General features: G+C 31.0%; 22 protein-coding genes. 4 read left to right on the forward strand and 18 right to left on the reverse strand.

What is annotated here, in order from left to right; genetic code table 11:
- Nucleotides 1–7: 7 nt before the first annotated feature.
- The 14 genes from FMG_RS05260 to FMG_RS05325 form a co-directional block, all read right to left on the reverse strand.
- Entirely contained in the window at nt 8–2,062 is a 2,055-nt protein-coding gene (locus tag FMG_RS05260) for a glutamine synthetase III (protein WP_012290761.1), read from the reverse strand.
- Nucleotides 2,063–2,176: 114 nt separating this feature from the next.
- Nucleotides 2,177–2,641 (reverse strand): DUF5673 domain-containing protein, encoded by a 465-nt coding sequence (locus FMG_RS05265; RefSeq protein WP_002837696.1) that lies wholly within the window; start codon nt 2,639–2,641, stop codon nt 2,177–2,179.
- A gap of 16 nt (nt 2,642–2,657) precedes the next feature.
- Nucleotides 2,658–4,553 (reverse strand): ATP-dependent zinc metalloprotease FtsH, encoded by a 1,896-nt coding sequence (gene ftsH, locus FMG_RS05270; RefSeq protein WP_012290762.1) that lies wholly within the window; start codon nt 4,551–4,553, stop codon nt 2,658–2,660.
- Nucleotides 4,553–5,113: a hypoxanthine phosphoribosyltransferase gene (gene hpt / locus FMG_RS05275; protein WP_002840307.1), complete on the reverse strand. Its 561-nt coding sequence runs from the start codon at nt 5,111–5,113 to the stop codon at nt 4,553–4,555. Before hpt ends, ftsH begins: the two co-directional genes overlap by 1 nt.
- Nucleotides 5,103–6,458, reverse strand: coding sequence for a tRNA lysidine(34) synthetase TilS (gene tilS / locus FMG_RS05280; RefSeq protein WP_012290763.1), 1,356 nt, complete (start codon nt 6,456–6,458; stop codon nt 5,103–5,105). Before tilS ends, hpt begins: the two co-directional genes overlap by 11 nt.
- 37 nt (nt 6,459–6,495) lie before the next feature.
- Complete coding sequence (locus FMG_RS05285; RefSeq protein ID WP_002837779.1) at nt 6,496–6,918, reverse strand: S1 RNA-binding domain-containing protein; 423 nt, start codon at nt 6,916–6,918, stop codon at nt 6,496–6,498.
- Between the two features lie 68 nt (nt 6,919–6,986).
- Nucleotides 6,987–7,361, reverse strand: coding sequence for an FtsB family cell division protein (locus FMG_RS05290; protein WP_012290764.1), 375 nt, complete (start codon nt 7,359–7,361; stop codon nt 6,987–6,989).
- A 1-nt stretch (nt 7,362) separates the two neighbouring features.
- Nucleotides 7,363–7,608, reverse strand: coding sequence for an RNA-binding S4 domain-containing protein (locus FMG_RS05295; RefSeq protein ID WP_002837761.1), 246 nt, complete (start codon nt 7,606–7,608; stop codon nt 7,363–7,365).
- On the reverse strand, nt 7,595–8,485 hold the full coding sequence (locus FMG_RS05300; protein ID WP_012290765.1) for an HAD family hydrolase: 891 nt from the start codon (nt 8,483–8,485) through the stop codon (nt 7,595–7,597). Before FMG_RS05300 ends, FMG_RS05295 begins: the two co-directional genes overlap by 14 nt.
- A 34-nt stretch (nt 8,486–8,519) precedes the next feature.
- Nucleotides 8,520–10,277, reverse strand: coding sequence for a pyruvate kinase (gene pyk, locus FMG_RS05305; protein ID WP_012290766.1), 1,758 nt, complete (start codon nt 10,275–10,277; stop codon nt 8,520–8,522).
- 12 nt (nt 10,278–10,289) lie between these two features.
- Nucleotides 10,290–11,249, reverse strand: a complete 960-nt coding sequence (gene pfkA / locus FMG_RS05310; protein WP_002837667.1) for a 6-phosphofructokinase — start codon at nt 11,247–11,249, stop codon at nt 10,290–10,292.
- Between the two features lie 9 nt (nt 11,250–11,258).
- Complete coding sequence (locus tag FMG_RS05315; protein ID WP_012290767.1) at nt 11,259–14,744, reverse strand: DNA polymerase III subunit alpha; 3,486 nt, start codon at nt 14,742–14,744, stop codon at nt 11,259–11,261.
- A gap of 63 nt (nt 14,745–14,807) precedes the next feature.
- A complete protein-coding gene (gene whiA / locus FMG_RS05320; RefSeq protein ID WP_002837783.1) occupies nt 14,808–15,725 on the reverse strand; it encodes a DNA-binding protein WhiA in 918 nt (305 codons plus the stop codon).
- 4 nt (nt 15,726–15,729) lie between these two features.
- Complete coding sequence (locus tag FMG_RS05325; RefSeq protein WP_002837648.1) at nt 15,730–16,134, reverse strand: NUDIX hydrolase; 405 nt, start codon at nt 16,132–16,134, stop codon at nt 15,730–15,732.
- A 164-nt stretch (nt 16,135–16,298) separates the two neighbouring features.
- Here FMG_RS05325 and FMG_RS05330 point away from each other — a divergent pair, with 164 nt between their 5' ends.
- From FMG_RS05330 to FMG_RS05345, 4 genes are all read left to right on the forward strand, one after another.
- Nucleotides 16,299–17,378 (forward strand): 5-bromo-4-chloroindolyl phosphate hydrolysis family protein, encoded by a 1,080-nt coding sequence (locus FMG_RS05330; protein WP_012290768.1) that lies wholly within the window; start codon nt 16,299–16,301, stop codon nt 17,376–17,378.
- Nucleotides 17,378–18,496, forward strand: coding sequence for a toxic anion resistance protein (locus FMG_RS05335; RefSeq protein ID WP_012290769.1), 1,119 nt, complete (start codon nt 17,378–17,380; stop codon nt 18,494–18,496). Before FMG_RS05330 ends, FMG_RS05335 begins: the two co-directional genes overlap by 1 nt.
- Nucleotides 18,497–18,587: 91 nt before the next feature.
- A complete protein-coding gene (locus FMG_RS05340; protein ID WP_012290770.1) occupies nt 18,588–19,862 on the forward strand; it encodes a DUF1576 domain-containing protein in 1,275 nt (424 codons plus the stop codon).
- Nucleotides 19,855–20,199, forward strand: coding sequence for a hypothetical protein (locus tag FMG_RS05345; RefSeq protein ID WP_002837793.1), 345 nt, complete (start codon nt 19,855–19,857; stop codon nt 20,197–20,199). Before FMG_RS05340 ends, FMG_RS05345 begins: the two co-directional genes overlap by 8 nt.
- Before the next feature lie 50 nt (nt 20,200–20,249).
- On the opposite strand, the gene FMG_RS05350 is transcribed toward FMG_RS05345, so the two are convergent.
- The 4 genes from FMG_RS05350 to FMG_RS05365 form a co-directional block, all read right to left on the reverse strand.
- Nucleotides 20,250–21,185 carry an ABC transporter permease gene (locus tag FMG_RS05350; protein ID WP_012290771.1) on the reverse strand — a complete coding sequence of 312 codons (936 nt, stop codon included), beginning with the start codon at nt 21,183–21,185 and terminating at the stop codon, nt 20,250–20,252.
- The gene (locus FMG_RS05355; protein WP_012290772.1) at nt 21,185–22,285 is read right to left on the reverse strand and encodes an ABC transporter permease; all 1,101 of its coding nucleotides are present in this window, start codon (nt 22,283–22,285) and stop codon (nt 21,185–21,187) included. Before FMG_RS05355 ends, FMG_RS05350 begins: the two co-directional genes overlap by 1 nt.
- The gene (locus FMG_RS05360; RefSeq protein ID WP_002840308.1) at nt 22,275–23,807 is read right to left on the reverse strand and encodes an ABC transporter ATP-binding protein; all 1,533 of its coding nucleotides are present in this window, start codon (nt 23,805–23,807) and stop codon (nt 22,275–22,277) included. Before FMG_RS05360 ends, FMG_RS05355 begins: the two co-directional genes overlap by 11 nt.
- A 65-nt stretch (nt 23,808–23,872) precedes the next feature.
- Nucleotides 23,873–24,949, reverse strand: a complete 1,077-nt coding sequence (locus tag FMG_RS05365) for a BMP family lipoprotein (protein WP_012290773.1) — start codon at nt 24,947–24,949, stop codon at nt 23,873–23,875.
- Nucleotides 24,950–25,128 lie beyond the last annotated feature (179 nt).

Here is a 25,128-nt window from a genome sequence, read left to right on the forward strand (position 1 = left end):
CCTATAATTATATTAATGATGAATATATGTCTTGAATATCACACAAATTATAATTTTCTTTGTAGACAAATTTTTCAAGATTATCGTGTACTTCTCTGATTTCTTCAATTAGAGGGCTAATTTCATATTGAAAATATTTAGCCTTTTCATATTTAGATTCAAAATCAGTTTTGTGTATCATTTCTTCCAAATTATTTCTCTTGTTGATGATTTCATTTAAACCATTTTTCAATTTTTCTTGTGTAGAATCTAAGCTATTAATACCGCACTTCTCAATTAATTTATTATTTTGAATTAGTTGTTTTGAAAAAGCATTAATAACAAATTTATCCAACATATAAATCAAAGTCTTCGCTTCAATTTCATGAGTTGTTATTACATCTTCCAATCCAACATCATAGATTGCGTGTAATTCTTCCTCACTTAGTATACCACAAAAATCCTTAATAGATTCTTCTGAGATTAATGAATATAAAGAATCAAAATAATGAACTAAATCCAACAAACCTCTCTTCTTAGCTTCTTCTCTCCAAAGTTGTGTATAGTTGTCTTGTCTGTATAAAATTTGTTTGTGATTTTTCAAAATATCTACAACTTCTGATTTGATAAATTGCTCAATATTTTCATTTTGAGATTTGTATTTTTCGTAAACTCTTTTGATTGCATTTGCATACATTGTATTCAAAACTATGTTGACATCACTTGCACTATTCGAAGAACCCAACATTCTGAATTCAAATTTGTTCCCGCTGAAGGCAAATGGACTTGTTCTGTTTCTATCTGTCATATTTGGTGGAATGTAATCGAATCTATTTATTGAAAATTTAGGATAATTTCTAACAATTTCTTCTTCATTCATTAATGAATTAAACGTCTCTTCGATATCTTGTCCCAAATCCATAGATATTATCGATGGTGGAGCTTCGTCTCCTCCCAATCTATAGTCGTTTGAAGTAGTAGAAGATGCCGATCTTAAAAGTGCTTGTGATTTGTCCACCGCTTCTATCAAACAAGCTGTAAATATCAAGAATACAAGATCATTTTCCATGTCAGCTTCTGGTGAGAATACATTTCTTCCGTGATTTGTAACTAAAGAGTAATTATTGTGTTTACCGGATCCATTTACACCTTTAAATGGTTTTTCGTGCAATAAACATACGAGATGATGTTTTCTTGCAGTAGTTTTCAAAATTTCCATTACCAAATGATTATCATCTACTGAAATATTTGCGTTCTCAAAAAGAATTGCTACTTCAAATTGATTTGGAGCAACTTCGTTGTGTTCTGTCTTAGCGTATATCCCCAGTCTGAATAATTTTTCGTCAAAATCTTTGTAAAAAGCTTCAACTCTTTGTGGAATTGAACCGAAATAATGGTCAGTAAGTTCTTGTGATTTTGGTGCTTGTGCTCCTAAAAGAGTTCTTCCAGTGTTAATCAAATCAATACGTTGTTTATATACATTTTCATCAATAAGGAAGAATTCTTGTTCCAATCCAATTTTAACTTTCATTCTGTAACAATGGTCATCAGAAATTTCGTTGTAAAGTTTAGTAGCATAATCAGACAAGTAGTCCAAACTTTTAAGTAGTGGCAATTTTTTATCTAAAGTAGTTCCATCATAAGATACAAACACTGATGGTATATACATTATATTATCTACTATAAATGTGTTAGATGTACAATCCCAATAAGTGTATCCTCTTGCTTCAAACGTAGATCTAATGGAGCCTGTAGGAAATGATGAAGCGTCTGGTTCCCCTTTAATTAATTCTTTTGCTGAAAATCTATTTATTGGAGTACTATCGTCTCCTCTATCCAAAAAAGAATCGTGTTTTTTTGCTGTTAAACCATTTAATGGTTGAAACCAGTGACAAAAATGAGTAGCTCCTCTTTCAATTGCCCATTTTTTCATAGCATGTGCAATTATTTCTGCTGTTTCAATATCAAGTAAATCTTCTTTTCTAACTGCATTTTTCCATTTTTGATAAACAGGAAAAGGTAACGAATCTTTCATTTGTCTCTTATCAAAAGTGTCAATTCCAAAAATTTTGTTTGTATCCATAATACCTCCATGTATTAAAATAAAAAAAATTGGCAATCAAAGAAAGCCAATTTATGAAAAACAAAAATAGTGTTTTTTTTATTATATTTAATCACGGTTTTGTTGTCAAGTATTTTATTGTTTTTTCTTATTCTTTTTTATGATTACTTGCATTTCAGAAGCATCACTTGGATTGATAGGAATAAGTTTACTATTAGCTTTGGAATTTTTCAAAATTAATTCCAAAAACCTCTTGTCTTTTGAATATTTCCATTGTTTGATATCTTCATATTCTGCCAAAAATCCATTGAAATAAATTCCTTTATCTGTGAATGAAATTTTTTCGAATGTCAAATAAATAAATATAACTCCCAGTAGTATATAAATTAATGGGAACCATGTTTTTTGTTGATAAAGGTACAATAATCCCAAGACTACTATTGAATATGATGCAACCATCATTAAAATTCTTTTTCTTTGGTTAAAGTTTTTGATGACTCTTCCAATATTTTTTTTAACTTTGTATACATTGTACATTTGCTTCAATCCAAAAAGCAAAATCAATATATACATGACGTTTATAACATTTTGTGCTCTCATTATTTCTCCTGATTATCTATATTTTTTCTATTTCTTCGTCTTTTTTTCTTACATCAACTAATTCTTTAGGTTCATTCTCGTGAATTTTTGTCTGAGTATATTTGTCAAATATTGCCTCAAATTCTTCTTGTCCAATAGTTTCTTTTTCTAAAAGTTTATTGGCCAATGCATGCAATAAATCAATATTTTCATTTAAAATGTTCAAAGCTTTATTGTAGGCTTCGTCAATTAATTCTCTCATTTCAGAATCAATCTCATAGGCGATTTTATCTGAATATTGTTTGTTCTTACCAAGCTCTTCACCTAAGAACACTTCAGCATCATCTCCACCGTACATCATAGGTCCCAATCTTTTACTCATACCGTATTTTGTTACCATTGCATGTGCGATTTTCGTCGCTCTTTCGATGTCGTTGCTTGCACCAGTAGAGATATCATCAAGCACAACTTCTTCTGCTGCACGTCCACCTAATAGAGAAATCAATTTATGTTGCATTTGTCTTTTAGTCATAAATTTTGCATCTTCTTGTGGAAGATATGCCGTGAATCCTCCCGCTCTTCCTCGAGGAATAATTGTAATCATATGAACTTTGTCATTATGTTCTAAAAATCCAGAAACAATTGCATGACCAGATTCGTGATAAGCTGTAAGCACACGTTCCTTTTCGATTACAACTTGTGATTTCTTTTCTGGGCCTGCTACAACTTTTATAGATGCTTCTTTGAATACATCATTTGAAATTTCGGCTTCATTATTTCTTGCTGCAAGAAGAGCAGCTTCATTACACAAGTTTTCCAAATCAGCTGGAGAAAATCCCGTTGTTGTCTTTGCAATATCTTCTAAATCCACATCTGATTTAAGTTTTTTGTTTTTAGTGTGAACTTTTAAAATTTCTAATCTCTCTCTTACATCTGGAAGTCCTACATATATTGTTCTATCGAATCTTCCAGGTCTTAGCAACGCTTTATCTAAAATGTCAGGTCTATTAGTGGCACTCATCACAATTACGCCTTCATTTTTGCCAAAACCATCCATTTCAACTAGCAATTGATTCAACGTTTGTTCTCTTTCGTCATGCCCTCCACCAAGGCCTGCTCCTCTTTTTCTACCTACAGCATCAATTTCGTCAATAAAAATTATACAAGGAGCATTTTTCTTAGCTTGTTCGAACAAATCACGAACTCTGGATGCACCAACACCAACAAACATTTCAACAAAATCAGAACCAGAAATACTGAAGAATGGAACTTTTGCTTCTCCAGCAACCGCTCTTGATAAATATGTTTTACCAGTTCCCGGAGGTCCAACTAGCAAAACTCCCTTTGGAATTCTAGCTCCAATATCAATATATTTTGAAGGATTTTTAAGAAAATCTACAATTTCCATCAATTCTTCTTTTTCTTCTTTTAATCCAGCCACATCAGCAAACACAACTTTTTCTTTAGAATCTTGGTTGAGTTTTGCTTTTGATTTTCCAAAATTCATCGCCTTAGAATTACCAGAATTTTGTGTTTGATTCATAAACATAAACCAAATAATACCTAAACCAACAATTATTAATATTGTTGGCATCAAGTCCATGTACCAAGGTTTACCAGGGTCTTTTTCAGTTTTCAAAACTATTTTGTTATTTTCAACAGATTCCTTAAGATAATTATTATAAAATACTTCCCACATTTCAGATGGCATGTACATTTTAAAAGGCGTAGCTTTGCTATCTTTTAGCACACCTTTTATATCATTTCCTTTTGCTACAATTTCTTTAACATTATCTTTCTTTACGTTTACTATCATCTCATTGACAGTAAAATATTTTGTACTCAATGTATTATTTTGAGTCATAGTAACAAAAAAAGCTATTAAAATAATTGGAACAAGATAAATCGCTAAACTTTTAGTTACTTTTTTCATTAAATCTCCTTTTCATAATAAGATTTCTTCAAAACACAGATATCTTCAATATTTCTAAATTCTTGTGCAAAATCTAATCCATAACCTACTATAAACTCGTTAGGCACAGTAAAACCTTTGAATTGAACCTCCACCTCGTTAGTTCTTCTATCTGGTTTATCCAAAAGAGTTGCAATTTTAACGGATTTTGCTTTTCTATCAAGTAAATTTCGAACTAAGTAATTTAGTGTACGACCACTGTCTACTATATCTTCAACTATAAGAATATTTTTACCAGCAATATCTTCTTCTAAATCCTTAATAATTCTTACTGTTCCACTAGATTCTGAAGAATGTCCATAACTCGATACAGCCATAAAATCAATTCCAACTTCAAGATCAATATTCAAAGTTAAATTGCTCATAAACATAGCAGCTCCTCTTAGAATACCAACTACTATAAGTTCTCCCTTATCTTTGTACTCTTCAGTAATTTCTTGTCCTAATTCCTCAATTCTTTTGTCGATTTCTGATTTTGGTATTAACACCTTTTCAACCGCATCACATAAATTACTTTTCATATGTCACCTCTATAACTAAAACTTCTTTGCTGTTATCATTTTTCATGTACAAATTTGATCTTTTCAATGACAAAATAGCATACACATTTTCTTCATCGCTCAAAATAGGATAATTATCGCGTTTGATTTGAGCAATTTTATTGTCAATAAATACAGACTTAACTTTCTTAGTAAATCCTTTTAATTTGATTCTGTCTCCATTTTTCCTTTTCCTTAAAAAAAGATTATTTGAAAGAATTTTAGAATCGAAAATCATTTTATTTATTGAAGGTTTCACATTTGTATTTTCTGTTAAATAACTATTTATTTTAAAGTCTCCAAAGCTAATTTCTCCAAGTTCAAATTTTACACTTTGATTTTTTTTATTATTTAGATTTTTCCTAATTATTACTTTATCATAACTTTTGAAAAAACTGTAGTCTTTAAATACATATTGGCTACCATTTTTTAAATCAAATAATTCTATAGTATCATCAATATAAACCATTCTAATATCTTGATTTGAACCATTTAATTCAATTAAAAGTTTTCTAATTATATTTCGCCTAACAGATTTCTTCTCTCTTACGAATAAATTAACATCTATAAAATATTCACCGTTTTCTTGATTGACTAATTTTTTGTATTTGAAGTTAGTAACATCGTCGATTATTTCTTTTGAATCTTTTAAAATATTAATAGTTCTATATATAGAATCACTTATTGAACTATTGAAATTATCTTGAATATAAGGCAGCATTTCTAGTCTAATTTTATTTCTTTGGACATCAGCCACAAAATTTGTCTCATCAGTTACATAATCAATATCATTCTCATCCAAATAATTTAGTATTTCACTTTTGGAAACATCTAACAGAGGTCTTATAATATTTTTGTTCTGGTATTGTATTCCACACAATCCATCAATCCCGCTCCCTCTGAACAAATGTAGAAAAAAAGTCTCAACTTGATCATCCAAATGGTGCGCAACTGCGATCTTATTGAAATCTTCTGATTTTAAGATTTCATTAAAGTATTTGTATCTTAAAATTCTACCGCTATCTTCCAGACTAATCGAATTATCAATAGAGTATTGTTTCATATCTACTTTTTTCGAGAAAAATTTAATGTTATTTTCCTCAGATATCTTTCTTGAAAAATTTTCATCCCTAAGTGCAGTATCTCTGTAAGAATGATTGATGTGGCATGTATATATTTCAAAATCCAAATCACGTTGCAGTTTAATTAAAATATTTAATAAGAACACAGAATCCGCCCCACCTGATAACCCTATTAAGATTTTATCGTGTTTTTCTATTAAATTTTCTCTTATTATCGTGTTTTTTATTTTGTGTATCAAATCCATACTACTAAAAAAGCCGCATGAATCTGCGGCGCTACTCCTAATTATACTTTCTTTTCTTGGAAAATTTTTTATTTTCTCTTTGTCTGATAGAATCTAATCTTTCATTGCTTTCTTTCATAAATTTTGAAAGTAAATCATCAAACGCTGACTCTGGACTAGATTCTTTGTTTGAATTCTTGTCCTCATCAGAAAAAGTTTTCTTAGAAAATTCTTTTTTGTGCTCTTTTTTTGGAAGACATTCCTTTATTGAAAAGCTAATCTTATTATCCTCAATGCTCATAACTTTGCATTTAACTACATCATTAACTTTTAACACATCTTCAACTTTTTCTATGTAGTCATTAGAAATTTGTGAAATATGAACCAAACCTTTAGTTCCATCTTCGCATTCTACAAATGCCCCAAACTTCGTAATTCCTGTTACTTTACCTTCAACAATATCGCCCACTGATATAGACATACGCAATATCTTCCTCCTAATATAATACTATATACCAGTATATACTACTGAAAAAACGGTGTCAATAATTATTTATCAGACTTTTTATCTAAAGTTGGTGATGGTGTGAAGTTACTATCTTTTTTTGGTTTTTCCTTTTCATCTTTGATTAAAATCTCATTAGGTTTTACCATTCCTAATTTTTCTCTAGCATATTTTTCAATTAACTTAGGATTATCCAAGTTCTTGGAATCGTCAGATAATTTCACTATTTCTTTTTCAAGTTCAGCTTTTTTATTTTGTTGTTCAATTTTAACATTATTAATGTTTCTAATTTGAATTTGTTGCTTAAAAATTGTAAATAGTAACGTAATACAAGCAAAAATCGTTATAGCTGAAACGATTATCCTAAATTTATTAACGTTTTTTCTTCTTTTTATTATCTGATTTTCCCTGGTATTCATTTTAATCTCCTAAAGTTTCAAACATTTTATCCGCATCATCTTTTTTAGGATTATCTATTAATTCTGTAACCTTCGCTTTTAAAATCGATTGAGCAAAGCTTATTTCAATTATATCTCCGACTTTTACGTTGTCTCCAGGTTTAGCGATTTTGTCGTTGATTTTCACTCTTTGTGATTCACAAGCAGTTTTTGCTACAGTTCTTCTCTTGATAATCCTTGAATTTTTTAAAAATTTATCTAATCTCATCTATTTCCTTATTTTTTATACTTTCTAATATTAATTCATAATCCAAATCTGATTGTACGTTCTTGTATAATATTTTATCATTTCTTTTAATAATCGCAGACTTCATTTTATCATTTTTATATAAGCAATAAATATCACATTCATCTACATCATCATTGAACGAATCTTTGTCGATAAAAAACATAGCTTTTACAAATTCTTTTGATTTTCTTCTGATTTTGTATACGCCATTTTTTTCTTTTTCAAATTTTTCTAATATAAGATTAATATCTTGTAGATTATCGACAATAAAATCAGCTTTATTTTGTTTAAAATTAAATCTATCCTCTCTTCTGGCAATTACCGTCAATCCTGCACTTTTCGCAGATTCAATACCGTAATCAGAATCTTCAATTGCAACAGCATCTTGTGGTTTTACTCCTAAAATCTCACAAGTTTTAATGTAAATTTCAGGATTTGGCTTTGATTCTTCAAAATCTTCACCACTAATTATCACATCAAATTCATCCTTGATATCTAGTTCTTTCAAAACTGTATCAATAGTATTTTTTGGTGATGATGATGCCAAAGCAAGCTTAAAATTTTTTCTTTTAAGCTCTTTGAGTAATGGATAGAAACCATCCATTACCAAAGAACTATAATTTATTTTATCGCCTTCGATGTAATTTTTCATCAAACCATATACTTCTTCAGGCTTTCTATGAAGTTTTGATTCCAAAAATTCGTCAGTTTTTTGTTGACTTAAACCAGCAAGAGAAAACAAATCTTCTTTCGATATTTCGACGTCAAAATCTTTTAGCACTTTTTTAAAAAAATCAATATAAACTATCTCACTATCGATTATTACGCCATCCATATCAAAAATTACAGCTTTCATTTTCTACCTCTAAGTTTATTGTACCACATTACTGTTATAAAATCTTGGCTGCTCCACGATAAACTAATCCAGCTATTGGATCTATGGTCAAGATTTCTTGATCTTTTATCTTACTTACAGCATCTTTACATCCTACAATTGTTGGAATTCCCAAATGCAATCCAACTATTGCAGCTGGTGATGTAAGTCCTCCCTCTTCTACGATTATTGCAGAAGCTTTTTGAATATATGGAACGAATTCTCTTTCCAAACTATACAATACAATTGCATTGCCATCTTCAAATTTAGAAGCCAAATCCTCTACTCCCTTGGCAACTCTTGCTTTTGCAGTTACAGATTTCTTACCTATTCCAGTTCCTTCGATCAAAATATCTCCTATTGTGTGAACTTTTAATAAGTTTGTAGTTCCCGATACCCCGACTGGAAGTCCTGCTGTAATGATAATTAAATCTCCTTCGTGAACCAAATCTTTTTTGATTCCAGCAGAAATTGATCTGTCAATTACTTCATCTGTGTTTTCGCTTAACTCGCTTAGAACTGGATGAACTCCCCAAATCAAAGATAATTTTCTCATTACTCCTTCTGATGTAGTAGCCGCAACTATTGGAGATAATGGACGATATTTAGATACGTTTCTTGCGGTTGAACCCGAAGTTGTTGCTACAACAATTGCATTTGCTCCTAATTGTTCACTAATACTTCTAGTTGCGATACTAATTGCATTTGTTGTTGTAATGTCCAACCATTGCAATCTTTTATTAGCAGCTTCTTTAAATTCTTCAGAATTTTCAGTATTAATTGCTATATCGTTCATAACTTTTACAGCATTTACTGGATAATTTCCTGCTGCAGTTTCTCCAGAAAGCATTACCGCATCACTACCATCCAAAATCGCATTCGCAACATCTGTAACTTCTGCCCTTGTTGGTCTCGGATTTCTAATCATGGAATCCAACATTTGAGTTGCTGTTATTACTGGTTTGCCGGCCAAAGAAGTTTTTTTGATTATTTCTTTTTGAACCATAGGCATAATTTCCGTTTGAATTTCTACACCCAAATCTCCTCTTGCCACCATAATTCCATCTGAAGTGTTGATTATTTCATCTAAATTATCCACACCTTCTTGTGATTCTATTTTAGAAATTATTTTTATATCATTGCCATTATTTTCTTCCAAAATCTTTCTAATATCTAATACGTCTTGTGATTTTCTAATAAATGATGCTGCAATATAATCAATTCCATTTTTAATTCCAAATATTATATCGGAAATATCTTTTTCAGTGATTGCTGGCAATTTTACCTTTGAGTTAGGAATGTTAACACCTTTTTTGCTCTTTAAAACACCGTAATTATTGACTTTGCAAATTATATCTGTATCTTTGATATCTATAACTTCAAGCTCAACTAATCCGTCATCTATCAATACTTTTTTTCCAATACTCAAATCATCTGGAAGTCCTTTGTAACTTACAGAACATATATTTTGATCTCCAATCACATCTCTTGTAGTTAATGTAAATTGATCTCCAATTGAAAGTTGAACTTGTTCTACTCCAAAATCTCCCAATCTAATTTCAGGGCCTTTTGTATCTAACATTATTGCTACTGGTAAATCCAATTCTTCACGTGCTTGTTTTATGTTTTTTATTCTTTGTAAATGCTCTTCGTGACTTCCATGTGAGAAGTTCAATCTGCACACATTCATTCCTATTTGCATCAATGTTTTTAAAGTCTCTACAGAATCTGATGCTGGACCTATAGTACAGACTATTTTAGTTTTCTTTAACATATTTACTCCTAATTATATTGAGATTTCTTTGGATATTTCATACAAATCATCTCTAAATTTTCTTTTTGTTGTAACTGCCTCATCAATTGGGACTGTGATTATCTTATTATCTTTCATGGCGATAGCCAAGTCTGTTTTTTCTTCCATTATTAATTTTACTGCCAAATTTCCCATTTGTGTTGCCATTAACCTATCAAATGTACATGGAGTTCCACCACGTTGAACGTGACCCAAAATTGTAACTTTTGTTTCTACTCCAGTTTTTTCTTCAATCATATTTTTAATATCATATGCTCCACCGACTCCTTCAGCAAGCATAATTAAATGATGAAGTTTTCCTCTTTTTCTTCCTCGTTCGATTTTTTCTGTAACCTCATCTATATTTAATTCTACTTCAGGAACGAGAATAGATTCCGCTCCCGATGCAACTCCTGAATACAATGCGATATCTCCGCAATTTCTTCCCATAACTTCAATTATGTTCGCTCGTCCATGGCTTGAAGAAGTGTCTCTTAATTTTGATATCGCATCACTTACTGTCTCAACAGCAGTGAAAAATCCAATCGTATAATCGGTATAACCCATATCATTATCTATTGTACAAGGAATCCCAATAGTCGATATTCCTATTTTGCTAAGTGCACTTGCACCTTTAAATGAACCATCTCCACCTAAAACCACAAGTCCATCTATTCCAAAATCTTTTAAAATTTGTGCACCCTTTTTTTGACCTTCTTCGGTTTTGAATTCCGGGCATCTCGCAGATCCCAAGATAGTTCCGCCACGGTGAATAATATCTGCAACAGAAGAAACATTCATTTCGTAAATATTTCCGTTCATAAGCCCATCATATCCAGACCTTATTCCCATAACTCTTATACCATTGTAAATACAAGTTCTAGCTATAGAACGAATGCATGCATTCATTCCTGGTGCATCGCCACCACTTGTTAGAATTGCTATTGTTTTCATAATTAACCTCTATTTCAAAACTACATTTTCTCTTCCTAATAATGAAACTAACTCATCAATAGTATTATCTTCGCATGAAATTCTAAATTCATTTCCTAGCAAATAGTTTTGTTTTTTATCTTCAAAATATATATTTGATTGAGTATCCCCTTTGCTATTAAGTAGTATTGGCTTGACTTTATCCAAAATATAGCTTGGCATATTTTTAGTAATTCTTAAAAATAATTTTGTCTCTGATTCTTCTTGTTTTTCAACATTTGAAATAGATTTGATGCTTTGAATGCTGTCCACTATAATTTTTGGATCTTCACCTTCAATGATATTAAGCCTTCCACCTACAATCAAAATCTCATCTTCATTTAAAATTTCAGAATATTGTTCGTATTTTTGTGGAAATACTATTAACTCCATAGTTCCGTACAAATCTTCAAATTTCACAAATTCCATTATTTTCTGATTTTTTGTAAATTTTTTATTGATAGATTCAATGATTCCTACGACCTTAACTCTTTTTCCATCAAAGTTTTTTTCATTGTAAGCATCATCTTCCAAATCTCCTGTAGAAAAATTAGAATATTGACCTATAATACTTGAATACGCTCTTAAAGGATGGTCTGATAAATATATACCCAATACTTCCTTTTCCATTCTCAAAAGTTCGGATTTATCGAACTCTTCTCTTCTTGTAAAATCATCTCGATCATTTTCTTCATTTGATTCAAACATATCAAACAAATTAGATTGACCAGGAACATTATTTTTTAATCCCGACTGAACTGAATCAATGATAGATTGGTATTGAAGCATTAATGTCGCTCTAGTTTCTCCTAGAGATGAAAATGCTCCAGCTTTTATAAGAGATTCAATCGATCTTTTGTTAATAGCTGATTTGTCCTTTGCGTAAATTCTTTCAACAAAATCTCTGAAACTTTTGAATTTACCATTTTCATTTCTTGAAATAATTGTTTGGTCGATTAAATTCGTTCCAACATTTTTGATTGCCTTTAATCCATAAATTATCGAATTGTCTTTTACATCAAATTTATCCAGGCTGTAATTGATATCTGGTGGAGATATTTCGATTTCAAGTCTTCTTGCTTCTTCGATATACAAAGATATTTGAGAAGTATTACCCATAACTGAAGATATCAACGCCGCCAAGAATTCTACTGGATAATAATATTTTAACCAAGCCGTTCTCATAGCTACTAACGAATAAGCTGCAGAGTGAGATTTATTAAAGGCATATTTTGCAAAATCTATCATTAAATCGTAGATTTTATTTGCAACATCTTCTTCAACGCCTCTTCTAATTGCTCCTTCAATTAAAATATTTCCATTTTCATCTTCTTTTCCAAAGATGAATTCTTTTCTTCCATCTTCCATTACTTTCATTTTTTTCTTACTCATCGCACGTCTCAAATTGTCAGCTTCACCCAAGCTGAAACCTGCAATTTTTTGAACTATTTGCATAACTTGTTCTTGGTATACAATCGTACCATAAGTTGGCTTCAATATATCTTCAAGTAATGGAGATAAATATTCAACATCTTCTTCATTATGTTTGTTGTGAATATAAGTTGGAATTTCGTTCATTGGACCAGGTCTAAACAAAGCATTCGCCGCTATTAAATCGTCAAATTTAGTTGGCTTCAATTCTTTTAAGAAGTTTCTCATTCCTTGAGATTCAAATTGGAATATTCCCAAAGTTTGCGCAACTGTAAACATCGACAAAACTTTTGGATCATTTTCGTTCATATCTTCAAAATTCACATCAATGTTTTTATTTTTCTTGATATATTTAATGCAATCACTAATTACAGTTAAAGTTCTAAGACCCAAAAAGTCCATCTTCAATAGACCAAGTTCTTCGAGTTCTGTCATGTTGAATTGTGTGATAACTGCATCTTTGTTAATTGCCAACGGAACGTATTCCATTATTGGAAGTTTGGAAATAACAACACCTGCTGCGTGAGTTGATGTGTGACGCGGCATACCTTCAACTCTTCGTGCAACATCTACTAATTTTTTTACATCACGATTTTCTTCGTAAGCTTTTCTAAATTCCGGAGAAATTTCAAGAGATTTGTCGATATTAATATTCAAGAGATTAGGAACTTTCTTCGCAGTGTCATCCACTGTTTTAAAATCCATTGCAAGAACTCTTCCAACATCTCTTATCGCATTTCTAGCTGCCATTGTTCCAAAAGTTACTATTTGGGCAACCTTATCTTCGCCATACTTATTTACAACGTAATCTATTACCTCTTCTCTTCTTTCGTAACAAAAATCTATATCGATATCTGGCATAGAAACACGTTCAGGATTCAAAAATCTTTCGAAAATTAAATCGTAATCTAATGGATTAATGTCTGTTATTTCCAAGCAATAACTTATAATACTTCCCGCAGCAGATCCACGCCCAGGTCCAACTGGAATATCCTGTGATTTTGCAAATCTAATAAAATCCCATACGATTAAAAAGTAATCGACATATCCCATCTTTTCGATTACAGATAGCTCATATTCGCATCTTTCTTTCGCTTCTTGTAATCTTTCATCATTTGCAAATCTTTTTTCAAGTCCATCAAAAACGAGTTTTTTGAGATAGCTACTATTGGTAAATCCATCTGGAATTGCAAAATATGGTAGGTGGAGATGACCGAATTCAAGCTCTACGTTGCACATTTCTGCAATTTTTTTCGTGTTTTCAATTGCTTCAGGATATTCCTTGAACAAATCTTTCATTTGTTCTTCGCTTCTAAGGAAAAATTCTCCCGGAATGTAGCTCATTTTATTGTCTTCTTCGATAGTTTTTCCCGTTTGAAGACAAATCAAAATATTGTGTATTTTATAATCTTCTTTTTCAATATAATGAACATCATTTGTGCAGACAAGTCCAATATCTAATTCTTTAGCAATTTTGGGAATATTTTCCATAACAACCATATCTTCTCGTGAAGAATGATTTTGCAATTCTAAGTAAAAATCTTCTCCATAAATATCTTTCAATTCTTTTGCTACATCTTTGGCCTTATCATATCCATATCTAATCAAAGATTCTTGAACTTCTCCTTTTAAACATGCTGACAAGGCAATGATACCTTCGGAATATTTTCTTAAAGTATTCTTGTCCACTCTAGGTTTATAATAAAATCCTTCAACATATCCAAGTGAGACAATTTTCATTAAATTAGAATAACCCTGTTGATTCTTAGCTAAAAGAACTAAATGATTGTAGAATTTATTTTCTGGATTTTTGATTTTATGATCCTTATTAGTAGTGTAGATTTCACAACCAATAATAGGTTTTATATTTCTTTTTTTGCATTCCTTATAAAATTTTACCGTTCCAAACATACTACCGTGATCAGTAATAGCGATGGCTTTCATTTGCAAATCTTTGGCTTTATCTAAAAGCTTTTCGATCGGAGAAAACCCATCTAGCAAACTGTATTCTGTATGAACATGTAAATGCGTAAAAGTATCTATCATTTCAAACTCCTTTAGCTTATTTTATAATAATTTTGATTATTTTAAAAGAAAAATTGCTGACAATTATAAATCATCAGCAATTTTTTTAAGTTTATTAAGTCTATAACTAACTCCAGATTTTGAAATCTTAGGAGTCATCATTTCTCCCAATTCTTTCAATGAAACATCTGGGTTTTCAATTCTGGCATAAGCTAGCTCCAACAATAAAGGATCTAGCGATTCAAGACCAATAGTTTTTTCAATTTTTTCAATTATTAGCTTCTGTTTCAAAGCAGCATCCACTGTTTTATTCAAATTTGCTGTTTCAAAATTAAATCTTCTGTTGACATTGTTTTTTATATCTTTTAAGGCTCTGACATTCTCAAGTTTTAAAACGCTATTGTAAGCCTTGGTCAAGCTCAAAAAATCAGAAATAGCTTCTGCTTCTTTTATATACAAAACATAATTTTCGTTTCTTTCAAAAATAGAAGATTTTATTCCAAAACCATAAAGCATATCTTTAACTTGCATACCAACATTTTCTTGTTTGAAAATAATCTCCAAATGATACATCTTTGATGGATCGTAACAAAATCCAGTACCTAAAAAAGCTCCTTGTAAAAAGCTAATTTTCTTGACATTGGAATCTATAATTTTTTCATCAATTCCCAAATCAAAGTCAAATGGACTTGTTGAAGTATGAGTATCTTCACAAAATTGTTTCGATATTTTCTCGTCAATTAGTATTTCGTATATATTTTTCTTTCGAAGATTGTTATTGTGAATAACCTTCATATCACATTCATAATTGTAAAATTTTTTCAAATTAGAAAATATCAATCTTGCAACTGGATTACTTTCTGTTTTTAATGTAATCTTCACACCAAATGAATTGTAATTCAAAGTACCTATTGTCTTAGTAAAAGCTGATAGCATTGCCAAAACGTCGTAATCATCAAGATTACTTATTATTTCAGTTTTAATATCAGATGAAAAGCTCATATCTTTACCTTTTTTCTATAAATGATTTAGCTGTTTTTATCATATTTTTTTCTGCACTGTGACGCACATATCTCAAAGCTTTGTCAGGATTCATGAAATCTCCTTCTGCAAAGCCTTCTTCTCTTTGTGGGATAATATTATTATCTTTCGTTACCATATAAAAATAGTGAACTGTTTTAAGAACTTTAGTGCCATCCATGTGTCTGTATTTATATTTTACATATCCAATATACTTAACAATCTCGGCTCTTAGTCCTGATTCTTCAAAAACTTCTCTAATTGCAGTTTGTTCTAAGCTTTCTCCTTTCTCTACCCTACCTTTAGGAAGAACCCATTCACCACGGAACTTTTTAAGTACAGCAACATTACCATTGTTGATAACTACCCCACCTGCACTTATTTCTTCCATATATCCTCCTGTATTTTATTTTGAAAATCTAATACTATTATAAACTGAATTGTAAATATTTAAAAGTCAAAGCAAAATTTAAAAATAATTTAAAATTTTTGTAAGAAAATTTCATTTAAATTCGACTACTATATATGGTACAATAGTAATTAGGAAGGTGTGAAATGAAAAAAAATAAATTAGAAGAATATATAGATAGCGCTATAAGCGACAATGATTTTTCAAAAGTTGGTGAAATAATAGAAAAATCAATCGATATGGCGTTGGATTTATCAAAAAGTGGTCTAAATGTAGTTATGAATACATTTAATCTGAAACCTAAACCGAAACAACAATATCTGGCAAACAAAGACCCTAAGTTGGTAACCCAAAAAAAGATTAATCCAAAAAGTTATTTTGCACTAAGAAATATTAGTTATGCTATAGGTGCTATGACTTTGTTTGGCTCAATGGTATCACTTAATCATGACTTTGTTGATATGGTTGCTGGAATTATGATAGCTTTGGGATTTGGTGTTGTGGGTTTTCTGTCACATATACACGCATCAAAATTACAACGATTTTTACGATACAAAACAGAAATTGGAGACAATAAAATTTTAAGCGTTGAAGATTTTGCATCAGCAGTTAATCTTCCTGTTGAAAAATGTAGTAAAGAGCTAATTTATTTCATAAACAAAAGATACTTCCCTCAAGCTCGTGTTGTGGAAAATGGTCATTTGTTTTTGTTGGATAGAACAAGCTACGATGCTTACAAAGCTCATTACTTAGATGAGAGTAAGTCAGAAGAAAACCAAAAAGAGATTGAACCCAACAGAGATATTACTAATTATATTACGATAACTGAAAATTTAATTACATCTATCAAGGATTTGGATTTTAAACAAGATGTCATTAAATTAAAAGATTTGCTAGTATCTATAAATAACCAAATTCAAAACGATAATTCTGATATAAATGGTCTGAATAAATTCGTTGATTATTACACCCCAACAGCTATAAATTTGGTGAAAAATTACATTCAATTCGAAAATGAAAAAAATGATATTATTAGTGTCGAAAAATCAAAGAAAGACATTAAAAATGCCATCGAGAATATCAATAAAGCTTTTTCAAAGCTTTTAACAGATTTGTATAGTGACGATATTTTAAATATTAATTCAGAAATAGAAGTAATGAATACTTTGTTGTCACAAGATGGATTGATAGAGAAAAATACAATGTTTAAGAGAGGTGCTGAATAATGGAAGATAAACCTATAAAATTGACTTTAGATGTAGAAGAACCTACACTAGATGAGGTTAAGGAAGATGAAGTTTTTTACCCTGAGTTTGAACAAAAAGTAAATCTTACTCCTGAAGAACAAAAAACTGTTGATGAATTTGTAAAACAAATTGATTTGTCTAATTCCAATATAGTTTTACAATATGGAGTAGGAGCACAAAAGAAAATTGCTAGTTTCTCTGAAAAAACACTAAATTCTGTAAAGACAAAAGATTTGGGAGAAGTTGGTAATCTATTATCTTCCGTAGTTACAGAATTAAAATCATTTGATGAAACAGAAGATAAAGGTGTATTTGGATTTTTCAAAAAAGGTGCCAATAAGATAACTGCATTAAGAGCAAACTATGAAAAAGCTGAGAAAAATGTAGATGAGATTTCAAAAATTTTGGAAAACCATCAAATAACATTGATGAAAGATATTTCCTTACTTGACCAAATGTACAAACTTAACGAACAATATTTCAAAGAATTGAGCATGTACATTCTTGCCGGTCAAAAGAAATTGGATCAAGTACGTAATGAAGAACTTCCTAACATGCTTAAAGAAGCTGAAAGTTCTCCTAATTCAATAACTGCACAAAAAGCAAATGATTTGAGAGATTTGGCTACTAGATTTGAAAAAAAATTGCACGATTTGGAACTTACAAGAATGGTTAGTTTACAAATGGCACCACAAATACGAATGGTTCAATCTTCAAATGCTGTCATGGTTGAAAAAATTCAATCTACAATAGTAAATACAATTCCTATATGGAAAAACCAAATGGTTTTGTCGTTGGGTGTTTACCATAACTCACAAGCAGCAGAAGCTCAAAAGAAGGTTACTGATTTGACTAATGATTTATTGCGTAAAAACGCAGATACTTTGAAGATGAGTGCCATAGAAACTGCAAAAGCAACTGAAAGAGGAATCGTTGATGTTGAAACAATTAGACACACGAACGAACAACTTATCAGCGCATTGGATGAAGTTAGAAATATTCAAATCGAAGGTCACGAAAATAGACTTAAAGCAAAACAAGAATTAATGGCAATGGAACAAGAATTAAAAAACAGACTTTTAAATAAACCGAATTAATATTTTGGAGTGATATGATAATATCGCTCCTTTTTTGTTGAAAATTGTACTTCTTTATAATAAAATATACTAAATTATAAATGGAGGTCTTATGAAAGAAAAAGTTTTTCACTCGATGGGAATTTATAAGCTTCTCTACATATTGGCAGGTTTGCTGATGGTCGTAGCATTCTTATTTAATTCTCCCACAGAAATTTTTAATGGTTTGATAACTATAATTAAAAGTCCATGCACTTTAATTACAGACTATATGTATTTGGCAAATATTGGAGCTGCGTTTTTTAATGCAGGTTTGATTTGTTTATTGTCAACTCTTTTATCACAAAATTTTAAGGTTGTTATTTCTGGACCAGGAGTCGCAGCTATTTTTACAATGACCGGATTTGCTTTTTTCGGTAAAAATATTTTCAATACAATCCCAATAACTATTGGAGTCTTGATTTATTCGAAAATCGAAAACACATCAAAAGCATCTGTAATACTTCCAGCTTTGTTTGGAAGCGCATTGGGCCCTTTGATTAGTGAAATAGCGTTTAATTCTAGTCTATCCCCTGTTCATTCAATCATAGTAAGTTATCTTGTAGGAATAAGCATAGGTATAATTATGGTACCACTTTCAGGAGCTTTTTTAAGATTTCACCAAGGTTATAATTTGTACAACATGGGATTTACAGCAGGAATTGTCGGCATGCTTTATGTAGGAATTTTAAGAATGTTCAATGTTACTATAAAATCAGTTAATGTGGTATATCCGACAAATGATATCAGAATTATTATATTTTTGTATTTGCTTTTCATAGCTATATTTTTGTTAGGATTTATAAAGAATAATATGTCTTTTCATGGATATGAAAACATAATGTACAATTCTGGTAGATTAGCGACTGATTTTATATCACTTGATGGTTTATATCAAACTATGATTAATATGGGCATCATGGGGCTAATAGCCACGACATACATCATTATTGTAGGCGGTAACATAAGCGGACCAATAATAGGCGGAATTTTTACTGTTACAGGATTTTCTGCATTTGGTAAGCACCCTAAAAACACTATACCAATTTTAGTTGGAGTTTTTCTAGCTTCAATTTTAAATACTTTTAATCCACTATCTACTTCAAGTCTTTTAGCAGCCTTATTTGGAACTACTCTTGCCCCGATTGCTGGTGAGTTTGGATTTTTTAGAGGAGTTTTAGCCGGATTTTTGCACATGGCTATGGTTTTAAACATAGGAGTTGTTCATGGTGGTGTTAATTTGTACAACAATGGATTTTCAGGCGGATTTGTAGCAGGAATATTAGTTCCTGTTTTTAGTGAAATGGATAATTTCTTAATGAGAGTGAGGTTGAAAAACGATGATTAGTAACGAAGAAAAAAAAGCAAAATTAATCGTGTCAGAAATTTTAAGTTATTTTTTCATGTATGACACAAAAAGTATAAGAATAGATTCAGAGTTCAAAGACGATAAGTTAATTATAATTGCTGAAGGAATTCCAACAAAAACTCCTCAACATCTTGAAGATATGAAAAGACTTATTAATGTAAGAAGATCTCCTCAAATCGAAGATTATTACGCGAATTTATTGGGTTGGGAATCTGATTATAATGATATAAATCTTCTTGGCTCAATGGTTGATTCTGGAATCATTTCTTATGATGGAAAAATTTTGAGTTTTTATGTAGAACGTCATTTAGTGTAGTTATAAATTTAAAAGGTAGTGTGAAATTCACACTACCTTTTTTGATTATTTTAAATTGCTATATCGTCTTTCAAATATGGAACTCCATCTGCTGTAGGTGCTTTTGTTTTTCCTCCAAATAATATTAGTACAACTAACGTTGCGACATATGGAATCATGGATATCAATTCTGAAGGTATTGGAAGATTTGTTCCTCCCAATACTACTGATACTGATTGAGCAAATCCGAAGAATAATGCCGCTAACATAACACCTTGGGGAGTCCATTTACCAAATATTACTGTAACCAAAGCTATGAACCCTTGACCAGCAACTAATGCAGGGAAGAATGAAGATACAAGAGAAATTGACATTGTAGCTCCACCTAATCCAGCCATAAATCCTGAGAATAAAACCGCCATATATCTAACGAAAAATACATTTATATTCAAAGTTTCTGCTGCTTTTGGATGTTCTCCAACAGCTATCAATCTCATTCCCCATTTTGTTTTGTACATAAATATATAAATCAAACATACTAAAACAAATACCAAATAAACAGTAGCTGGCAATGAAATTATATTTGCCAAGAATTTATTTTGTATTCCATCAAAGATAAGTGGGATTTTATATTGTGGTTCTATTGGTTTAGTTTGAGTTGCTCCATCAAAAAATATTCTAGATACAAATAATGCAACACCAGGTCCCAAATAGTTTATAGCAATTGCTGAAATTGTTTGATCTCCAGCAAATGTTATTGAAACAATTGCGTGGATTAATGCAAATACCATTCCGCTAAGACCACCACATAAGAATGCTAACCATGGATTATGAGTGTAATAACCGACAGTTGCTGCAATTAATGCGCCTATTGTCATCATACCTTCAAGTCCAATGTTTGTAACTCCTGATTTTTCAGAAACCATACCACCCAATCCAGCGTATAAAATAGGAGTTGCGTTGATTAATGTATTACCTATTACTAATCCTAAAAGTACTAAGTTCATTATTTGCCTCCTTTGTTTTTAAATCTAGATTTAATTATTCTGAACATCAACGGAATTGCTGTAAACAAAATAATTGTTCCCATTATAATGTTAATCATCTCAGTTGGAGCATGCAAAACTCTTTGAACGTTTGCCCCACTATATTTCAATCCACCGAAAAACAATCCCGAGAAAATGCATCCTATTGGGTTATTATTTGCAAGCAAACTAACAGCCAATCCATCAAAACCAAAATTTTCCATACTAGATAATGCTGAGATTGTGTATCTGTATCCTAATACTTGTGTAATTCCACCAAGTGCACACACTGCTCCACTAATAGCCATAGATAATGTTAATTTTTTATTGACATTAATTCCACCATATTTTGCTGCATCTTGGTTTAGACCAACCGCTTTTAATTCATATCCTAAGTTTGTTTTCTTCAAAATATACCATAGCAATATTGCTGCCACAATCGCTAATATTAATCCTAAGTGAATAGGTGCTTTGAAGAAATTATCGACCGCTTTTGGAAGTCCTTTTGCATTTTGCAATAATGTTATTTTTGCAGTTTCTTGAACTTCATGTGTTCCCATTGAGTTAGGTGCTTTGAATTTTGGATAATTTGCAACCATATTATTAAAATAAAAAGCTATCCAGTTAAGCATTATCGTAGATATAACTTCATGAATGCCGAATTTTGCCTTCAAAAATCCAGCTAATGCACCGAAAGCAGCACCGGCTAACATACCTACAATAATTACTACAGGAACGTGAATAAAAGCTGGTAAATGAAGATTATATCCTAAAATAAATGCTACCATTGTTCCAACTATATATTGACCTTCTGCACCGATATTGAATAAACCTGTTTTGAAGGCGAATGCAACACCAAGACCTGTAAATATTATCGGAATGGCATTTACAATTGTCCAACCGACATTTTTAGGCCTTTTAAAAACACCCTCAAGCATTAGTTTGTATGCTTCTAGTGGATTATATCCAGCTAATATTAATGCTAATGCGCCAACCAAAAGACCAATTACAATAGATAAAAGCATGAAGAATAGCTTGTTGTATTTTGTGAATATTGAAATTTTTTCATTGCTATTTTTCATCTACAACACCTCCAGCCATTAATCTACCAAGTTCCATTTCATTAGTTTGGTTTGATGGTTTTTCTCCGACAATTTTACCGTCGAAAATAACAGCTATATTATCTGATAAATCCATTACTTCATCCAATTCAAACGATACTAACAATACCGCTTTATTTTTGTTTCTTTGATCTACTAAATATTTGTGAATAAATTCTATTGCTCCAACATCAAGTCCTCTTGTAGGTTGAGCTGCTATTAATAAATCAGGATTGTTAGAAATTTCTCTTGCTATAATTACTTTTTGTTGGTTACCACCTGACAAATTCTTAGTTTTTTGATGATAATCATTTGGTCTGATGTCAAATTTTTCGATTAATTGTTTTGCATTTTCATTAATGGCATTAAAATCTAACTTTAACCCTTTACTAAAAGGTTTCTTTTTTACATTTTCCAATATCAAATTGTCAGCAATAGAATAATCTAATATGAGTCCGTGTTTTTGTCTGTCTTCTGGAATTGTGTTCATTCCCGAATCAATGATTTCGCGTGGAGAATGATTTGTGATGTCTTTTCCTTTTAATGTAACAGTTCCTGATTCTATTTTCCTTAGACCAGTAATCGCTTCAATTAATTCCGATTGTCCATTACCATCTACACCAGCAACACCAACAATTTCTCCTCTTCTAACTTGAAGATTTAATTTCTTTACAACGTCAATGTTTCTGGAGTCTTTTACGACTAAATCTTTAATATCTAAGACAACTTCCCCTGGTTCTTGGTCTTGTTTTTCAACATTAAATCTTACATCACGACCAACCATTTTTTCCGCTAAAATATTTTCATCTATTTCTTTTACATTTAACTTATCGATAAATTTACCACGTCTAATTACAGTACAGTAATCAGCCATAGCTTTGATTTCAGATAATTTATGCGTAATTATTATTATGGATTTGCCTAATTCAGTAAGATTTTTTACTATTTTTATAAAATCATCTATCTCTTGTGGAGTTAAAACCGCCGTAGGCTCGTCAAATATCAAAATATCCGCTCCACGATATAGACATTTTAAGATTTCAACTCTTTGTTGCATTCCTACTGAGATATCAGAAACTTTTGCTTCTGGATCAATCGTCAATCCGTATTTTTCTGATAATGCTTTTACCTCTTCGATAGATTTTTTGTTGTCTAGAAATCCACCATTACTTGTTATTTCTTTTCCTAAAACAATATTTTGATATACCGTAAATGGTTCTATAAGCATAAAATGTTGATGAACCATTCCTATTCCAGTTTGTATTGCTAATTTAGGAGTCATTTGATCAAAAGTTTTTCCTTTTACTGTAACGCTTCCTGATGTGGGCTCATACAACCCGTATAGTATGTTCATTAGAGTTGTTTTTCCAGCTCCGTTTTCTCCCAACAAAGCATGAACCTCTCCTTCATGAAGACTGAAATTTACATTATCAAGTACTTTATTGCTGCCAAAAGATTTTGATATATCTTTTAAATCCACAACAATATTTTTTTCATCGTTCATGTTTTTCCCTTTCATTTTTAAAAACAGTTATAAAAACAGGGATTTTTCAATCCCTGTTCTCAACCTTATTTATCAAATCCGAATTCTTTAAATTCTTTTTCGTTTTGTGGAACTTTGATTTTTCCTTCTTTGATATCATTCTTTAAGCTTTCAACTTTGTCTTTAACATCTTTTGCTACTAAATCATTGTTTGCGTAAGCAATATCTACAGCATCTCCATCTTTTAATGAATAAGTTACTGTACTTCCACCTTCAAACTTACCATCTTTAAGATCTTTTGAGATTGTTTGAACAGCAACATTAACACCTTTAACTGTAGAAACTAACATGTTTTTAGGAGCATCTGCTGATTGGTCTCTGTCAACACCAATAACGTATTTGTTATTGTCGATAGCAGCTTGAATAACACCATATCCAGTACCACCTGCTGCATGGAATATAACATCTACGCCTTTTTGATACATTAAGTTAGCAATAGATTTACCTTTATCTGGTGCAGCATAACTATCAGCATATTGTGATTGGAATTCAATAGGTTGTTTCTTTTGTCTTTCAGCTTCTTTAACACCTGCTTTGAATCCGTATTCAAATCTATCGATTACATCACTCTTCATACCGCCAACAAAACCAACTTTGTTTGTTTTAGTTGTCATACCAGCGATGTATCCAACTAAGAATGAGTTTTCGTTATCTGCAAATAAAACCCCAATCATATTTGGTCTCTTTTCGACATTTGCATTATCAATTATTGCATATTTTTGATCTTTGTTTTCTTTTGCAGCAGCATCTGTTGCTTTGTACAATGCATATCCAATTGTAAATATTATATCGCTTTCATCATCCAATGCTGTTTCCATATTTGGAGCATATTCTGCTTCTTTGTGTGATTCGATATATCTGTAATCCAACCATCCTTCTTTTTTAGCATTTTCAAATCCTTCATATGCTGATTGGTTGAAAGATTTATCGTTAATTCCACCTTGGTCAGTAACCATAGTTACTTTTACTTTTTCTTTCTTGTCGTTTTTATCTGAAGATTTTCCGCTATCAGATGAATCTTTGCCAGCACCACCACAAGCTGTTGCAAAAACCATACTTAAACAAAGAAATAAAGCAATTATTTTTTTGTAAACTTTTGACATAATGTCCTCCTTCAATTTTAATGATAACATTTGCTTACAATTAAAAAATTTTATCGTACTTTTTCATGGTTTATTTAATAACGTAAACGTTGTTATCGTGTAAATATAGATACCTTCTATACAATATAATATTAGCAATTATTAACTGCATTGTCAAACTAAAAAATGAATTTAACATT

The organism is Finegoldia magna ATCC 29328 (assembly GCF_000010185.1).
GTDB classification, from domain to species: domain Bacteria; phylum Bacillota; class Clostridia; order Tissierellales; family Peptoniphilaceae; genus Finegoldia; species Finegoldia magna_H.

Excerpts from the sequence above, each read along its gene's own strand:
- pfkA (WP_002837667.1), bottom strand. The coding sequence starts at position 11,249 with ATGAAAACAATAGCAATTCTAACAAGTGGTGGCGATGCACCAGGAATG.
- FMG_RS05325 (WP_002837648.1), bottom strand. The coding sequence starts at position 16,134 with ATGGAAGAAATAAGTGCAGGTGGGGTAGTTATCAACAATGGTAATGTT.
- FMG_RS05315 (WP_012290767.1), bottom strand. The coding sequence starts at position 14,744 with ATGATAGATACTTTTACGCATTTACATGTTCATACAGAATACAGTTTG.
- FMG_RS05300 (WP_012290765.1), bottom strand. The coding sequence starts at position 8,485 with ATGAAAGCTGTAATTTTTGATATGGATGGCGTAATAATCGATAGTGAG.
- whiA (WP_002837783.1), bottom strand. The coding sequence starts at position 15,725 with ATGAGCTTTTCATCTGATATTAAAACTGAAATAATAAGTAATCTTGAT.
- hpt (WP_002840307.1), bottom strand. The coding sequence starts at position 5,113 with ATGAAAAGTAATTTATGTGATGCGGTTGAAAAGGTGTTAATACCAAAA.
- pyk (WP_012290766.1), bottom strand. The coding sequence starts at position 10,277 with ATGTTAAAGAAAACTAAAATAGTCTGTACTATAGGTCCAGCATCAGAT.
- FMG_RS05295 (WP_002837761.1), bottom strand. The coding sequence starts at position 7,608 with ATGAGATTAGATAAATTTTTAAAAAATTCAAGGATTATCAAGAGAAGA.
- FMG_RS05290 (WP_012290764.1), bottom strand. The coding sequence starts at position 7,361 with ATGAATACCAGGGAAAATCAGATAATAAAAAGAAGAAAAAACGTTAAT.
- FMG_RS05335 (WP_012290769.1), top strand. The coding sequence starts at position 17,378 with ATGGAAGATAAACCTATAAAATTGACTTTAGATGTAGAAGAACCTACA.
- FMG_RS05365 (WP_012290773.1), bottom strand. The coding sequence starts at position 24,949 with ATGTCAAAAGTTTACAAAAAAATAATTGCTTTATTTCTTTGTTTAAGT.
- tilS (WP_012290763.1), bottom strand. The coding sequence starts at position 6,458 with ATGGATTTGATACACAAAATAAAAAACACGATAATAAGAGAAAATTTA.
- FMG_RS05350 (WP_012290771.1), bottom strand. The coding sequence starts at position 21,185 with ATGAACTTAGTACTTTTAGGATTAGTAATAGGTAATACATTAATCAAC.
- FMG_RS05260 (WP_012290761.1), bottom strand. The coding sequence starts at position 2,062 with ATGGATACAAACAAAATTTTTGGAATTGACACTTTTGATAAGAGACAA.
- FMG_RS05340 (WP_012290770.1), top strand. The coding sequence starts at position 18,588 with ATGAAAGAAAAAGTTTTTCACTCGATGGGAATTTATAAGCTTCTCTAC.
- ftsH (WP_012290762.1), bottom strand. The coding sequence starts at position 4,553 with ATGAAAAAAGTAACTAAAAGTTTAGCGATTTATCTTGTTCCAATTATT.
- FMG_RS05355 (WP_012290772.1), bottom strand. The coding sequence starts at position 22,285 with ATGAAAAATAGCAATGAAAAAATTTCAATATTCACAAAATACAACAAG.
- FMG_RS05330 (WP_012290768.1), top strand. The coding sequence starts at position 16,299 with ATGAAAAAAAATAAATTAGAAGAATATATAGATAGCGCTATAAGCGAC.
- FMG_RS05265 (WP_002837696.1), bottom strand. The coding sequence starts at position 2,641 with ATGAGAGCACAAAATGTTATAAACGTCATGTATATATTGATTTTGCTT.
- FMG_RS05360 (WP_002840308.1), bottom strand. The coding sequence starts at position 23,807 with ATGAACGATGAAAAAAATATTGTTGTGGATTTAAAAGATATATCAAAA.
- FMG_RS05345 (WP_002837793.1), top strand. The coding sequence starts at position 19,855 with ATGATTAGTAACGAAGAAAAAAAAGCAAAATTAATCGTGTCAGAAATT.
- FMG_RS05285 (WP_002837779.1), bottom strand. The coding sequence starts at position 6,918 with ATGTCTATATCAGTGGGCGATATTGTTGAAGGTAAAGTAACAGGAATT.